15 protein-coding genes and 1 tRNA gene are annotated in these 13,225 nt (G+C 74.1%); 8 read left to right on the forward strand and 8 right to left on the reverse strand.

The window, feature by feature from the left end; all coding sequences use genetic code 11:
- Positions 1–57 precede the first annotated feature (57 nt).
- The 3 genes from AB0C17_RS02465 to AB0C17_RS02475 form a co-directional block, all read right to left on the reverse strand.
- Positions 58–909, reverse strand: a complete 852-nt coding sequence (locus tag AB0C17_RS02465) for a hypothetical protein (RefSeq protein WP_357385894.1) — start codon at positions 907–909, stop codon at positions 58–60.
- A gap of 143 nt (positions 910–1,052) precedes the next feature.
- Complete coding sequence (locus tag AB0C17_RS02470; RefSeq protein WP_357476310.1) at positions 1,053–1,787, reverse strand: YcnI family protein; 735 nt, start codon at positions 1,785–1,787, stop codon at positions 1,053–1,055.
- A gap of 14 nt (positions 1,788–1,801) precedes the next feature.
- Positions 1,802–3,469, reverse strand: coding sequence for a copper resistance protein CopC (locus tag AB0C17_RS02475; RefSeq protein ID WP_357385898.1), 1,668 nt, complete (start codon positions 3,467–3,469; stop codon positions 1,802–1,804).
- 221 nt (positions 3,470–3,690) lie between these two features.
- Between AB0C17_RS02475 and AB0C17_RS02480 the strand changes: the two genes are divergently transcribed.
- Genes AB0C17_RS02480 through AB0C17_RS02495 form a run of 4 tightly spaced genes read left to right on the forward strand, consistent with a single transcriptional unit; the run spans position 3,691 to position 6,618 of the window.
- Complete coding sequence (locus AB0C17_RS02480; RefSeq protein WP_357476312.1) at positions 3,691–4,266, forward strand: sigma-70 family RNA polymerase sigma factor; 576 nt, start codon at positions 3,691–3,693, stop codon at positions 4,264–4,266.
- 30 nt (positions 4,267–4,296) lie between these two features.
- Positions 4,297–4,830, forward strand: coding sequence for a MauE/DoxX family redox-associated membrane protein (locus AB0C17_RS02485; protein ID WP_357476314.1), 534 nt, complete (start codon positions 4,297–4,299; stop codon positions 4,828–4,830).
- Positions 4,817–5,533 (forward strand): thioredoxin domain-containing protein, encoded by a 717-nt coding sequence (locus AB0C17_RS02490; RefSeq protein ID WP_357476316.1) that lies wholly within the window; start codon positions 4,817–4,819, stop codon positions 5,531–5,533. Before AB0C17_RS02485 ends, AB0C17_RS02490 begins: the two co-directional genes overlap by 14 nt.
- Positions 5,530–6,618 carry a hypothetical protein gene (locus AB0C17_RS02495; RefSeq protein ID WP_357476318.1) on the forward strand — a complete coding sequence of 363 codons (1,089 nt, stop codon included), beginning with the start codon at positions 5,530–5,532 and terminating at the stop codon, positions 6,616–6,618. The genes AB0C17_RS02490 and AB0C17_RS02495 overlap by 4 nt, the downstream gene beginning before the upstream one ends.
- A gap of 139 nt (positions 6,619–6,757) precedes the next feature.
- Here the strand turns inward: AB0C17_RS02495 and AB0C17_RS02500 are convergent, their stop codons facing one another.
- From AB0C17_RS02500 to AB0C17_RS02515, 4 genes are read right to left on the reverse strand one after another with little or no spacing between them, the layout of a single operon-like run.
- Positions 6,758–7,519: an ABC transporter ATP-binding protein gene (locus AB0C17_RS02500; protein ID WP_357476320.1), complete on the reverse strand. Its 762-nt coding sequence runs from the start codon at positions 7,517–7,519 to the stop codon at positions 6,758–6,760.
- Positions 7,516–8,286, reverse strand: a complete 771-nt coding sequence (gene cbiQ, locus AB0C17_RS02505; protein ID WP_357385909.1) for a cobalt ECF transporter T component CbiQ — start codon at positions 8,284–8,286, stop codon at positions 7,516–7,518. Before cbiQ ends, AB0C17_RS02500 begins: the two co-directional genes overlap by 4 nt.
- Positions 8,287–8,288: 2 nt before the next feature.
- Entirely contained in the window at positions 8,289–8,729 is a 441-nt protein-coding gene (locus AB0C17_RS02510) for a PDGLE domain-containing protein (protein WP_357476322.1), read from the reverse strand.
- Positions 8,726–9,445 carry an energy-coupling factor ABC transporter permease gene (locus AB0C17_RS02515; RefSeq protein ID WP_357385913.1) on the reverse strand — a complete coding sequence of 240 codons (720 nt, stop codon included), beginning with the start codon at positions 9,443–9,445 and terminating at the stop codon, positions 8,726–8,728. The genes AB0C17_RS02510 and AB0C17_RS02515 overlap by 4 nt, the downstream gene beginning before the upstream one ends.
- A 123-nt stretch (positions 9,446–9,568) precedes the next feature.
- Between AB0C17_RS02515 and bcp the strand changes: the two genes are divergently transcribed.
- From bcp to AB0C17_RS02530, 3 genes are all read left to right on the forward strand, one after another.
- The gene (bcp, locus tag AB0C17_RS02520) at positions 9,569–10,039 is read left to right on the forward strand and encodes a thioredoxin-dependent thiol peroxidase (RefSeq protein ID WP_357385915.1); all 471 of its coding nucleotides are present in this window, start codon (positions 9,569–9,571) and stop codon (positions 10,037–10,039) included.
- Positions 10,040–10,191: 152 nt separating this feature from the next.
- Positions 10,192–10,267, forward strand: a tRNA-Leu gene (locus AB0C17_RS02525).
- A gap of 74 nt (positions 10,268–10,341) precedes the next feature.
- Positions 10,342–10,860 (forward strand): GNAT family N-acetyltransferase, encoded by a 519-nt coding sequence (locus tag AB0C17_RS02530; protein ID WP_357466981.1) that lies wholly within the window; start codon positions 10,342–10,344, stop codon positions 10,858–10,860.
- 124 nt (positions 10,861–10,984) lie between these two features.
- Here the strand turns inward: AB0C17_RS02530 and AB0C17_RS02535 are convergent, their stop codons facing one another.
- Positions 10,985–12,010, reverse strand: a complete 1,026-nt coding sequence (locus tag AB0C17_RS02535) for an expansin EXLX1 family cellulose-binding protein (protein WP_357385919.1) — start codon at positions 12,008–12,010, stop codon at positions 10,985–10,987.
- A gap of 138 nt (positions 12,011–12,148) precedes the next feature.
- Between AB0C17_RS02535 and AB0C17_RS02540 the strand changes: the two genes are divergently transcribed.
- Positions 12,149–13,216 (forward strand): LCP family protein, encoded by a 1,068-nt coding sequence (locus AB0C17_RS02540; protein ID WP_357466973.1) that lies wholly within the window; start codon positions 12,149–12,151, stop codon positions 13,214–13,216.
- The last annotated feature ends 9 nt before the right edge of the window (positions 13,217–13,225 follow it).

The following is a 13,225-nucleotide window of genomic DNA, read 5'->3' on the forward strand; positions in this document are numbered from 1 at the left end:
CCCGGTGAGAACGGCCCTCCGCGTCGGCAGCGCGGAGGGCCGTTCGGGTTCTCCGCGTCAGTCCTCGTGGTCCTCGCACCGGCCGGGCGGTGCGGCGATCGCCGCGCGGCCCCGCCCGCCGCACCCGGAGCCCACTGCCACCAGGTGCCGCTCGGGGCGCGACGCCGGGCCCGGCTGCCGGCCCAGCCCGCTCAGCGAGGTGACGCCGAGGCGACCGGCCAGCACCGGCACCTGGTCCGGTTCGACCACGAAGACCACCTCACGGGGCCGCAACGGGCGCAGCAGCAGCACGACGGCGAGGACCACGAGCAGCGTCCCGCCGGCCGGCAGCGCCCACGCCAGCCCGGGGAACCATCCGGCCCGCAGCTCGGCACGCATCCGCAGGTCGAGGCCGGCCGCACCGTCCACGCGCAGCACGACCAGACTCAACGACCGGTCGGCCAGTTCCGCCGGGCTCCACTCCAGGGAGCCGACGCCCTGGCGTACCCAGAAGGGCTCTGTCATCGGCGCGACGTCGCCGGCACCGGCGGTGGCCGGGTCGAGGTCGACAGGTAGCGGGCCCCGGGTGACGGCGACGCGGCGCACGGTGCTGTGCGGGACGTCGGCCAGCCACTGTCGCACCTGGTCGGCCGGGGCCAGGCCGAGGAAGACCGGGCCGCCGTCGTCCCGCGCGGTCAGGCGCAGCCGGACCTGACCGGTGCGGGCGAGCGGCGCGTCGGCGCGCAGCAACGCGTCCACGTCGGTCACCAGCACCGCCCGGGCGGGCGTGCGGACCGGCTCGAACCGGGCGTCGAACCCGCCGTCCGGGCCGGCGTGCCGGGCGGCGAACCAGAGGCCGCCGCCCGCCAGCAGCGCCGGAACCCCAAGCGCCAGCAACACCATGCCGGCGATCGTGCGTACGAAACGCATTCGCGTCGTCCCTCTCGGTAGCCGAATACCCGGCCGACCTTACCGACGCGCGTCGGCCGACCGCCGGATATCGGCAGCACCGGCCCGGGACGGCAACCGGCCCGGCGGATCGGTCCGCCGGGCCGGTGCGTCGCTCACGTTCGCTACGACGTCGCGGCGGGCTCCCGCCGGGTACGCGCGAACGCCAGACCGCCCAGGGCCAGGCCGCCCAGTCCGGCGACCAGGCCCGCCACACCGAGGGCGGTGGCCACGCCGGAGTCCTCGTCGTCATCGTCGTCGTCAGCGGCGGCAGCGGCGGCAGCGGGCGCGCTCGCGCCCGGCGAGGCGGGCGCCGCCCCGGCCAGCTTCAGCACCGGCGCCGGGTTCTCCGGCTCCTCCGCGCCCGGCGTGGGCTCCTCGATCCACCGGGAGACGTTGCCGTCGGAGTACGTCTGGAGCACCTTGAACACCATCGTGTCGGCCTGCGGGAGCGGGCCCATCGACACCGGGAACTCCTGGAACTCGCCCGGCTTCACGCCGCCGCCGGGCGCGGCGGTGAAGGTCAGCTTGGAGACCGCCTCGGTGAGCTGGCTGCCGTGCACCTCGATCGGCGGGTCGACCTTGCGCTTCTCCACCGCCACCGTCCAGCCCGGCACCGGCATGGTGGAGACCGAGCCGACCGGGGCGTTCTCCGGCAGGTTCACCTCGACCTTGACTGTCGACGCCGTGTCGCTCTCGTTCGGCACCCGGAACGCGAACCGGCCGTAGCCGCCCTGTGTGCCCTCGGCCGGGTTGATCGTGACGTGCGCCGAGGCTTGCCCGGCCAGGCCGAGTACGGCCGTGGCGACGGCGGCGAGGGTCAACGCGGCGACTGTCGCGGGACGCCGGAGACGGATCATGGGGGGACCTTCCGTTACTTGATCGGCACGGTGGCGGTCACCGTGGCCTGGTCGATGTCGGTGGTACGGACGGTGATGCGCAACTGCCAGTCGCCTCGGGCCGGCAGGTTGACCTCGCCGGTGGCGTGGTTGTCGCTCAACGGCAGCAGCGGGACGGCGATCGGCTCGATCCCGGCCGACGGCAGCGCGGCGGTCACCTTCCACTCCTGCACCGGCTGCGGGCGGCTGTCCTTGGTGTAGGCGTACAGGTGCAGCGTGTTGTTCCCGGTCTCGGCCGGGTCGAACTGGACCTCCAGCGAGTAGATCGGGCTGCTCAGCGTGGCGGAGAAGTAGCCCTGCTCGGCCCCGGCGACATTCGCGGTCGCGGTGCGCGCCGGGGTGGTCTGCACGAGCGTCGCGGACACGCCAAGCACCACCGCCGTGATCACCAGCTCGGCCACCACGGCCCGCCGCATCGCGCCCGGCCGGCCGGCGGCCACCCGCCGCCGCACCAGCGCCCGGGAGTACGCGGCCACGCCGATCACCAACGCGAACAGCGCGATCTTGGCGAGCAGCAGCCGGCCGTACGTGGTGTCGAACAGCGCCCCCAGGCTGGCCACCTCGATGAGCCCCTGCACGGTGCCGGCCAGCAGCAGCGCGGCCACCGCGAGCGCGGCCCACCGGGACCAGATCGGCAGGATGGCGTCCAGCTCGCGCTCGTCGGCCCTGCGCAGCAGGAACACCGCGAGCATGACCAGACCGCCCAGCCAGACCGCCATGCCGCCCAGGTGCACCGCGTCCACCATCACGGAGACCGCCGGCGCGGGCGAGGCCGCGGCGTGCCCGGCCAGCGGCCAGGTGAACAGCGCCGCGCCGCCGAGGACGGCCAGGATGATCCCGTCGGTACGGCCGATCGGACCGGCGAACAGCGGCCGGAGCAGGAACGCGGCGGCGGCGAGCAGGCCCAGCCGGACCAGGTGCGTGGTGCCGTAGGCGCTGCCCAGCACGTCACCCAGGCCGGAGCCGGTCACGTCGAACAGGCCGCCGCCGTTGACGTACGGCACCTGGAGCCACACCTCGGCCACCGTCGCCACCGCCAGCAGGCCCAGCCCGGTCCAGGCCAGCCGCGCCGGCCCCCGGCGGGAGAGCCGGCCCGGCCAGAGCGCGGCCAGCACCAGCGCCGGACCGACGAGCAGCAGCAACCCGACGTAGCCGGCGTACTTCGCCACCTTCACCGCGGTCTCGGTCACCGGGTTCGCCCGGTTGTCCGAGCCGCTGTCGGTGGGCGGCTCGGACGGCGCCCCGACCGAGTAGGTGAACGCGCCGGAGACCGGGTGGCTGTCGGCCGAGATGACCCGGTAGCTCACCAGGTAGGTGCCGCGCCCCCCGGAGGGGTCCACCGGGATGGTGACCTCGGCGCCCCGGAAGGTCGGTTCGCCGCGGTCGGCGCGCGAGCCGTCGGGGGCGATCACCCGTACCTTCCCCGGCACCTTGCGGACGCCCTCACTGAACGTGATCACCACTTGCGCGGGCGCCTCGGGAACCACGGCGGAGGCGGCCGGGCTGCTGCTCACCAGGACCGCGTGTGCGGCGGCCGGGGTGGCCGGGACGAGGAGCAGGGCGACCAGCAGGAGCAGCAGCCCGGCGACGGCACCGGAGCGGGCGGCGACGACCCGGGACGGGCGGCGTACGGCAGCAGTCATGCCGCCATGGTTCCCGAACCGGGCCGGGTCCGGCGAGCCGGTCTCCGGTGGGCGTGGCCGGGCGCGCGGCCGCCTCGACGGCACGCGCCACGCCGGGCCTGCTCGGATGTCATGGGTGGGTAGTCGGACGGCGGCGGGAAAAAGTTCCCGGCGTGTGCGGGACCACGGAATGGGTCGAAGGACCCTGTCCCGTCCGGGTACGCCGCGTAACCTCGGGTGACGTGATCCCCGGCCCGCGCGACACCGCCGCCGACCGCCCCGACGCCGCTCGGGACGCGGCCACCGGCTGGGCGCTGGCCGCCCGCGACGGGGACCGCGACGCGCAGGCCGCCTTCGTCCGGGCCACCCAGGCCGAGGTGTGGCGCTTCGCCGCCGCGCTCGTCGACCCGGACAGCGCGGACGACCTGACGCAGGAGACGTACCTGCGGGCGTTCCGGGCGCTCTCCGGCTTCGAGGGCCGCTCCAGCGTGCGTACCTGGCTGCTCGGGATCGCCCGGCGGGCCTGCGCCGACCACCTGCGCACTGTGGTGCGCCGCCGCCGGCTCGACGCGCGGCTCGCCGCCCAGGCCGCCACCGACCGCCCCTACCCGGACCCGGCCGGCCAGCTCGGCGCCACCGACCTGGTCCGCCGGCTGCCCGCCGAGCGGCGCTCCGCGTTCGTGCTCACCCAGTTGCTCGGCCTGTCGTACGCCGAGGCCGCCGACGTGGAGGGGGTGCCGGTGGGCACCATCCGCTCCCGGGTGGCCCGGGCCCGCGACGAGCTGGTCGACGCCGTCGGCGACACGCTGGCCGGATAGCGGGAACCTTTCGTGACGCTCGGACGACGAATGACTGTGACCCCCTCCCCCTCCCCCCGGGCCGGCGGCTGGCACGCCCTGCGCCCCTGGCTCGGCGTCGCGGCCCGCCTCGGACTCGCCGCCGTGTGGCTGATCGCCGGCGGCACCAAGGTCGGCGACCTGGCTGCCTCCGGCCGGGCCGTGAACGCGTACCAGGTGATGCCGTACGACGTGGCCACCGTGATCGGCGCGGCGCTGCCGTTCGTCGAGCTGGCCCTGGGCGTACTGCTGCTCGTCGGGCTGGCCACCCGGGTCGGCGCGGGCGTCTCCGCGGCGCTGCTGGTGGTCTTCGTCGCCGGCATCGCCTCGGCCTGGGCCCGTGGCCTGGCCATCGACTGCGGGTGTTTCGGCAGCGGCGGCCAGCTCGCCGCCGGCCAGACCCCCAGCTACCTCCCGGAGATCCTCCGGGACATCGGGTTCCTGGCGCTCGCCGGGTTCCTGCTGATCTGGCCCCGCACCCCGTTCTCGGTGGACGGGTGGCTGGCGGGCGACGACACGGTGGAGGACGACGATGAGCAGTCGTAAGGGGCGCAGGGACGCGGCCCGGGTGGTACGCGAGCAGATCGCCCGGGAGAAGCGGCGCAAGCGGACGCTCTGGACCTCGATCGCCGCGGTGCTGGTGCTCGTCATCGCCGGTGGCATCGGCTGGGCCGCCTACTCCAGCCAGAAGTCCGACGAGTTCACCGCCCCGCCCGGGGCCAACGACGCCGGCACCGGCATCGTGCAGGGCACCGGACCGGTCACCATCGACCTGTACGAGGACTACCTCTGCCCGGCCTGCAAGCAGTTCCAGCAGATCAACGGCGAGACGCTCAACCAGCTCGTCACCGACGGCAAGGCGAAGCTGGTGTTCCACCCGGTCGCGTTCCTCAACCGCTTCTCCACCACCGAATACTCGACCCGCTCCTCGGCTGCCTCCGGCTGCGCCGCCAAGGGCGGCAAGTTCCGCGAGTTCACCGAGCAGCTCTTCGCCAAGCAGCCGCCGGAGGGCGGCGCCGGGCTCAGCAACGACGAACTCGTCGACATCGGCGCGGGCGTCGGGCTGAACCGGGACGAGTTCGCGTCCTGCGTCTCCGACGGCACGTACCGGTCGTGGACCGAGCACGTCACCGACGAGGCGAGCAAGTCCGGCGTGACCAGCACCCCGACCATCAAGGTCAACGGCAGCGAGCTCCAGGACCGCAGCCCCGAGGGGATCAAGGCAGCGGTGGAGGCGGCCGGCAAGTGATCGCACCCCTGCGCCGGGCCGCGCTGGTGCTCGCCGTCGCGGCCACCGCACTGCTCACACTCGCCGGCCCGGCCGCCGCACACGGCGCGGACGCGCCCGACGGCACCGACTACCGCGCCACGATCAGCGGCGTCGACCCGGACCGCCCCGGCCTCACCGCACGCATGGTGGAGGCCGGCGCGCGGCTGGAGCTGACGAACGACACCGCCGCCGACGTGACGGTGCTCGGCTACTCCGGTGAACCGTACCTGCGCATCGGCCCGGGCGGCGTGTACGAGAACACCCGCTCCCCCGCCACGTATCTGAACCGGACGCTGGCCGGCGAGACCCGGCTGCCGGCCGAGGCGAACCCGGCCGCCGCGCCGGACTGGCGCCGGATCGACGACGGACCGACAGCCCGCTGGCACGACCAGCGCACGCTGTGGCGCGACGACGCCCCGCCGGCCGCCGTCGCCGCCGACCCGGACCGGGAACACCGGGTACGCGACTGGACGGTGCCGTTGCGCGCCGGTGACACCACCGGAGCCGTACGCGGCACGCTGGACTGGGTGCCGCCACCCGACCCGTACCCCTGGTGGGTGGCCGCCACGCTGGGCTTCCTGCTGATCGGCGCGGCGGGGCTGGCTCCGGGCGGCACCGCCGCCGGAGTGCGGGCGCTGCGCGCGGTCGGCGCGCTGCTCGCCCTGGGCGGCGCCGCCACTGTGGCGCTCACCGTCGCCCGCGCGCTGGACACCGGCGCTCCCGGCGTCGGTGGGACGCTCGCCGAGCTGGTCACCGGGCAGATCTGGACGCTGCTCACCGGGCTCGGCGCGCTCGCCGCGGGCGGGTACGCGCTGGCCCGCCGCCCGGCCGCCGACTTCGTGCTGGCGCTCGCCGGCGCCTGCCTCACGCTGTTCGCCGGGGCGACGAACCTGGCCGCGCTGTCCCGCGCGATCCCACCGGCCGCCGGCCCGGCGGTGCTGGTCCGGGTGCTGGTGGTGGTCGGCCTGGCCACAGGCGCCGGCGCGGTGGCGGCAGGCCTGCTGCGCCTGCGCACCGCCGCAAGAGCAGCCCGCCCCACCCCGCACCCAGCCCCCGTGCCCTGACCCGAGCCGCCCCTCCCCCGGGTCTGGCCCCGCGATCTTGCAGTTGCTGCCCCTCGGGTGCGGCTTTCGCACTTTCTGCCCGGGCAGAAAGTGCAAGATCGCCGCAGACGGGGTGGGGCGGGGGGAGGGACGGCTCGGGTCAGGAGGGGCGGGGGGCGAAGCCGTAGGGGAGCTCCAGGCGGTGGGCGGCCAGCAGCGCCTCGTCGGACAGGAGTTCTGCGGTGGGGGCGTCGGCGACGATCCGGCCGCCGTCCAGGATCACCGAGCGGGGGCACAGCTCGGCCGCGTACGGCAGGTCGTGCGTGACCATGAGCAGCGTCACCGGCAGGGCGCGCAGGATCTCGGCAAGCTCCCGCCGGGCGGCCGGGTCGAGGTTCGACGACGGCTCGTCCAGCACCAGGATCTCCGGGCGCATGGCGAGCACCGTCGCCACCGCCACCCGGCGCCGCTGCCCGAACGACAGGTGGTGCGGCGCGCGGTCCCGGTGCTCGCTCATCCCCACCGCGGCGAGCGCCTCGTCGACCCGGGCGGTCAGCTCGGTGCCGCGCAGGCCCAGGTTGGCCGGGCCGAACGCGACGTCCTCGGCGACAGTGGGCAGGAAGAGCTGGTCGTCCGGGTCCTGGAAGACGATGCCGACACGGCGGCGCACCTCGGCCAGCGTGTCCCGGTCGCGGGTGACGGTCAGGCCGCCGACGCTCACCGTGCCCTCGGTGGGGGTGAGGATGCCGTTGAGGTGCAGCACGAGCGTCGTCTTGCCGGCACCGTTGGGCCCGAGCAGCGCCACCCGCTCGCCGCGCGACACGGTCAGGTCCACGCCGTGCAGGGCGACGTGACCGTCCGGGTACGCGTACCGGACGCCGTCGACGTTCAGGGAGGGTGGCTGCCGCACGTACCCGATCATTGCAGGACGAGCGCGACGGCGGCGATGGTGGCCGCGATCGCCGGCACCGTCGCGGCGGCCGCCCACTGGCCGGCGGTGGCCGCGCCGGCCCCCTGCCACACCGCCGGCATCCGGCCGGTGTAGCCGCGGGAGAGCATCGCCAGATAGACCCGCTCGCCGCGCTCGAACGCGCGCAGGAACAGCGTGCCGACCCCGGCCGCGAAGCCGCGCAACTGCCACAGGAAGCGTGGGTCGTCCCCGCGCGACACCCGGGCCACCCGCATGCGCCGGGCCTCGCCGACGAGCACCTCCAGATAGCGCAGCATGAACGTGGCGATCTGGGTGAGGATCTGCGGGCACCGCAGCCGGTCCAGGCCGAGCAGCAGGTCACGCGTCGTCGTGGTCGCCGCCAGCAGGAGCGACGCGAGTACGCCGAGCGTGCCCTTGGCGAGGATGTTGAACGCGCCGTGCAGCCCGTCGACGGACAGGGCGAGCCCGGCCACCTCGACCCGCTCCCCGGCGCCGAGGAACGGCAGCGCGAACGCGAACAGCACGAACGGCAGCTCGATGAGCGCCCGGCTGAGCAGCCAGCGCGGGCCGACCCGGGCCAGCGCGGCCACCACGGCGACCAGGAGCGCGTACCCGCCGAAGGCCCAGTATGCCTCCCGGGGCGTGGCCACCACCGCGATGGTGAACAGCACCATCGCGGCGATCTTCACCTCCGGCGGGAGGCGGTGCACCGGCGAGCCGGACTCGCGGTAAAGCACGTGCGCGTGCCCGGCACCCATGCTCAGCGGGTGCCGCTGGACGGGGTCGCGGCCCCGTCCGCCGCGTCGGCGCTCGCCGTGTTCGGGGAGGTAGTCGCGGCGGGCGCGGCGGGCGCGGCGGGCGTGGCGGGGCCGCGGCGGCGGGCCAGCCAGAACAGGCCGCCGCCGAACGCGAAGGTGAGCAGCACGCCGAGCACGCCGGACAGGCCGGTGGAGACGAAGTCATTGCCGATCCCGCGTACGCCGTAGTCGGCCAGCGGGCTGTCCGCCAGCTCGTGGTCCTTCGCCTGCTGGGCCGGGCAGCTGCCGCCGGTGATCTCGTCGTCGGCGTTCACCGTGCAGCCCTTGAGCAGCGACGAGTCGAGCCCGTCCGGGTGCGACGAGGCGTAGTTGCTCACCACGCCGGCAAGCACCAGTGCCACCAGCAGGCCGCCGAGCAGGAACGGCCAGTGACGCTTGTTCATCGGGCACCTCCGGCGACCGGGACGGCGGGAGCCGGCGTGGCCGGCTTGAGGGCGCGCAGCGCGTACACCAGATCGGGCCGGACCTTCGCGACGGTGACCACCGTGGTCGCGGTGATCAGGCCCTCGCCGATGCCGATGAGCAGGTGGGCGAAGGCCATGGTGCCGGCCAGGCCGGCGAGGTTGCCGCCGAGGTCGGTGGTGCCGCCCAGCCAGTACTGGAAGACGAATCCCTGGGACGCGACCACGACGCTGACGAGCGCGGAGACGAACGCGGTGACCGCCAGCCCGGCCGGGGTACGCGGCAGCACCCGCAGCAGCAGCGCGACCAGCAGGTACGCGGCGGCGGTGCCGAGCAGCGCCATGTTGGTGATGTTGAGGCCGAGCATCGCCACCCCGCCGTCACCGAAGACCAGCGCCTGCACGATCAGCACCACGGCGACGCAGAGCGCGCCGACCCAGGGCCCGACGAGCAGCGCGGCGAGCGCGCCGCCGAGCAGGTGTCCGCTGACCCCGGCGGTGAAGATCGGGAAGTTGAGCATCTGCACGGCGAAGATGAACGCCGCCACCAGACCGGCCATCGGGGCCAGCCGGTCGTCGAGGTCGGCTCGGCCCCGCAGCACGCAGAAGGCGAGCGCGGCGAGGGCGAGAGCCGCGAAGATCGCGGCGACCGGACCGTTGATGATCCCGTTGGAGATGTGCATCGCCAGGGTGTCCACGCGCTCAGCGTATTTCCAGGAAGGCGCTGTTGCCAATATCTTGCAACAACCTCATGATGGCCGTCACCGCGCCCGCGCGTCGCCGTCGGCCGGCCGTACCGGCCCGGCGGTATCGTCACCGCCATGACCGACCGCCTCAAGCCCGGCGACCCCGCCCCCGACTTCACCCTGCCCACCGACGACGGCGGCACGCTGTCCCTGGCCGGCCTGCGCGGCCGCAAGGTCATTCTGTACGCCTACCCGGCCGCCATGACGCCCGGCTGCACGAAGCAGGCGTGTGACTTCCGGGACTCCCTCGCCTCGCTCCAGGCCGCCGGATACGAGGTGGTGGGCGTCTCGCCGGACAAGCCGGCCAAGCTCGCCAAGTTCCGCGACCGGGACGCCATCACGTTCCCGCTGGTCTCCGACGAGGACAAGGCGGTGCTGACCGCGTACGGCGCGTTCGGCGAGAAGCAGATGTACGGCCGCACGGTCACCGGCGTGATCCGTTCGACGTTCGTGGTGGACGAGGACGGCAAGATCGAGCACGCGTTCTACAACGTGCGGGCCACCGGCCACGTCGCCAAGCTGCGCCGGGATCTCGGCCTCGACTGAGCCGTACGCGCGGGCGGGCCGGCCTCGGTGGCTCCGGATGTGGTCTACGATCCGGAGGCTGTGACACCGACCGGCTTCCGCCCGGCTTCCGATCGCGGGCGCCCGCCGCGTCGGCCGCAACGGCCGTGGAGGACTACGGTGTTCACCATGGAGGGGCCGTAGCCCAACGGCAGAGGCATGCGGTTTAGGTCCGCACCAGTGCGGGTTCGAATCCCGCCGGCCCTACCATTCGTCCACCGGCGACTGTCACGAAGGTCACGAACGCGGGTCCCGGCCGCACTGCCGCGCGCAGGATTACGGGCGTGGACCTGCGCTTCGTACTCGACCCCGACCTGACCCCTGAGCTGCGCGAACAGATCGTCGCGCTCTGGGTGGACGTGACGAACGCCGGCGGCGCCGTCGGCTTCGTCGCCCCGGTGACGGCCGACGACGTGCGCCCGCTCGCCACCTCGACGCTCGACGAGATCGCGGACGGGCCGGACCGGCTGCTCGCCGGCTACGAGGGCGGCCGACTGGTGGCGGTCCTGATCATCGCCGACAACCGGTTCCACCTCAAGACGCACTGGCGGGTGCTCAAGCGCGTCATGGTGCACCCCGGCACGCAGGGGCGCGGCCACGGCGCGGCGCTGATGCGCGAGGCCGAGCGGATCGCCCGAGGGCTCGGCCTGGCGGCGCTGCACGTGACGGTCCGCGACGGCCTCGGCCTGGACGGCTTCTACAAGCGCCTCGGCTACCGCGAGGTCGGCCGCCTCCCCGCCGCGCTGCGCCTGTCCCCCACCGACGCCCGCGACGAGATCCTCATGTGGCTCCCCCTCCCCTGACCCCGCCGCCCCCCCACCCACCCCACCTCGTCGATCTTGCACTTTCCGCCCCCGCAAAAGCCACATCCAGGGCAGAACAAGGGCCGCAAGTGCAAGATCAACGCGAGGCGAGGGTGGGGCGGGGTCAGGAGCAGGGGGCGGGGGCTGCCTGCACGAGGGGGGCCGTGCCGGCTGGGGCGGGGCTGGAGGACGAAGGCGTCGTCGTCAGGGAAGGGGTGGGGGTCCGGCTGGGGGTGGGTGTGGGGCTCGGCTTCTTCGGGGCGGGGGTACGGGCTGCGGGTTTCGCGCCGTACATGCGGGCCGTGCCGCGCTGCACCTGACCGGGGAGCATCCGGATGCCGGCGGCTGTCGCGCGGTGGCCGTACACGTCGGTGACCCGGATCTCGTACGGGCCGGGTCCGGCCCCCGATTCGATCAGCCAGTAGTTGTAGTCCTGCCGCTGCGCCGTACGCCACGAGCCGTTCTGCCGCACCTCGACCGAGCGCAGTGGATTGCCGTGGTCGCCGACCAGGACGGCGAACCACCACTGCGAGGAGCCCTCCTTCATCCGGAAGGTGAGCGGCCCGGGCAGCGACGGGTTCACCACCGCGCGGTAGGTGACCTTCACCACGCCCCGCACCGGATCGGCGATCCGGGCGAACGCCTCGGCGGAGAGGTCGAGGTGACCCGGCGCGCACTCGGGGCACTGGTCCATCACCAGCACCCGGACCGTGCCACGCGGGCCGGTGACGTCGAGGAACCCGCCGCAGGAGGCGCCGGAGGCGTACTCGCCCGGGCCGAGCGCGACGTACATCCGGTCGGTGGGCGCCGCGGGCCGGGAGCAGTTGCCGCCGGCGCCCTCGGAGTCGTAGAAGGTGGCCTTGCCGCTGTGCGTCGCGCCGCCGACGGGCGGAGCGGCGGCCACCGGCAGGGCGGCGCCGGGCGGGAGAGCGGCCACTGGTGCCATTGCGGCGCGCGGAGGCGGTGCGGCGCAGGCGGGGGCGGCGCCACCGCGTACCGCGAGGGTCACCGCGACCGCGGCGGCGACGGCGACGAGACCGGCGGCGGCGAGCCGGTGGCGGCCGGTGGCGGTGCGGCGCCGGCCGTCCGGGGCCGCGGATCCGGGCGCGTCGCCGGTGGTCGGCGGGTGGGGTGGGGTGCCGTCGGTCACGCCGGTCGATGCTGCCGGACCGGCGAGCCGCCGGACAAGCGAGCTAAGCGAAAGCTAATCCGGGCGCGGCGCGCAGGCGGGGGCGACACGCTCCCGCGCGGGTCCACACGGTACGACGCGACTCAGTAGCATCGCGGCATGTCCGATCGCCACCAGCTCACCGACCCCGACGCGCGTTCGCAGGGCTCCGACGTGGAGCCGGGCGCGCCGGCGGAGGAGAAGGCGCCCCGGCGCCGCCGGGGCCGGCGGATCGCCCTGATCGTGCTGCTCGTCGCGGTGCTGCTCACCGGCGGCACCGCAGTGGCCGGTGGCCTCTACTACCGCTCGGTCGACAAGTCCATCGAGCGGGTCGACGCCTTCGAGGGCGTACCGGAGGAGTCGCGGCCACAGGTCGAGGCCAAGGGCGCGATGAACATCATGATTCTGGGCAGCGACTCCCGCGACCCGGAGAGCACCGGCGGCTCGCGCAGCGACACGATCATCCTGGCCCACCTGCCGAAGGACCGGGCGAGCGCCCAGCTCATCTCGATCCCCCGGGACACCTGGACGGCGATCCCGAAGTCGAAGGAGGGCCGCGGCGGCCGCGACGCGAAGATCAACGCCGCGTACGCCTGGGGCGGCGTGCCACTGATGGTGCAGACGGTGGAGAAGTTCAGCGGCGTACGTGTGGACAACGTGACGATGGTCGACTTCGCCGGATTCAAGGAGATCATCGACGCGCTCGGCGGTGTCGAGATCGACGTGGAGAAAGGCTTCACCACGAAGTACTCGCTGATCGGCACGCGGACGTTCAAGCAGGGCCGGCAGACCATGGACGGCGCCGCCGCGCTGGACTACGCGCGGGAGCGGCACGCCTTCCCCGACGGCGACTTCGCGCGCATCCGCCACCAGCAGCAGGTGATCAAGGCGATCCTGGACAAGGCCGCGTCGGGTGGCGTGCTGACCAACCCGGCCAAGCTCAACTCGTTCGTCCGCGCCACGTCCGACTCCGTGGCCGTCGACAAGTCACTGTCGCTTGTGGATCTCGCGATGGAGATGCGCGGCCTGCGCGGCGGCAACCTGACGTTCTTCACCTGCCCGGTGAAGGGGACGGGCCGGGTCGGCAGCGAGAGTGTCGTGTTCCCCGATCCGGCGCGCTCGAAGACGCTGTTCGACGCCGTCCGCCGCGACTCGGTCCCCGAGATCCTCGCCGTCAGCGGAAAGTAGGACGTCGAT

It is taken from the genome of Micromonospora sp. NPDC048887, from assembly GCF_040649715.1.
Taxonomy (GTDB): domain Bacteria; phylum Actinomycetota; class Actinomycetes; order Mycobacteriales; family Micromonosporaceae; genus Micromonospora.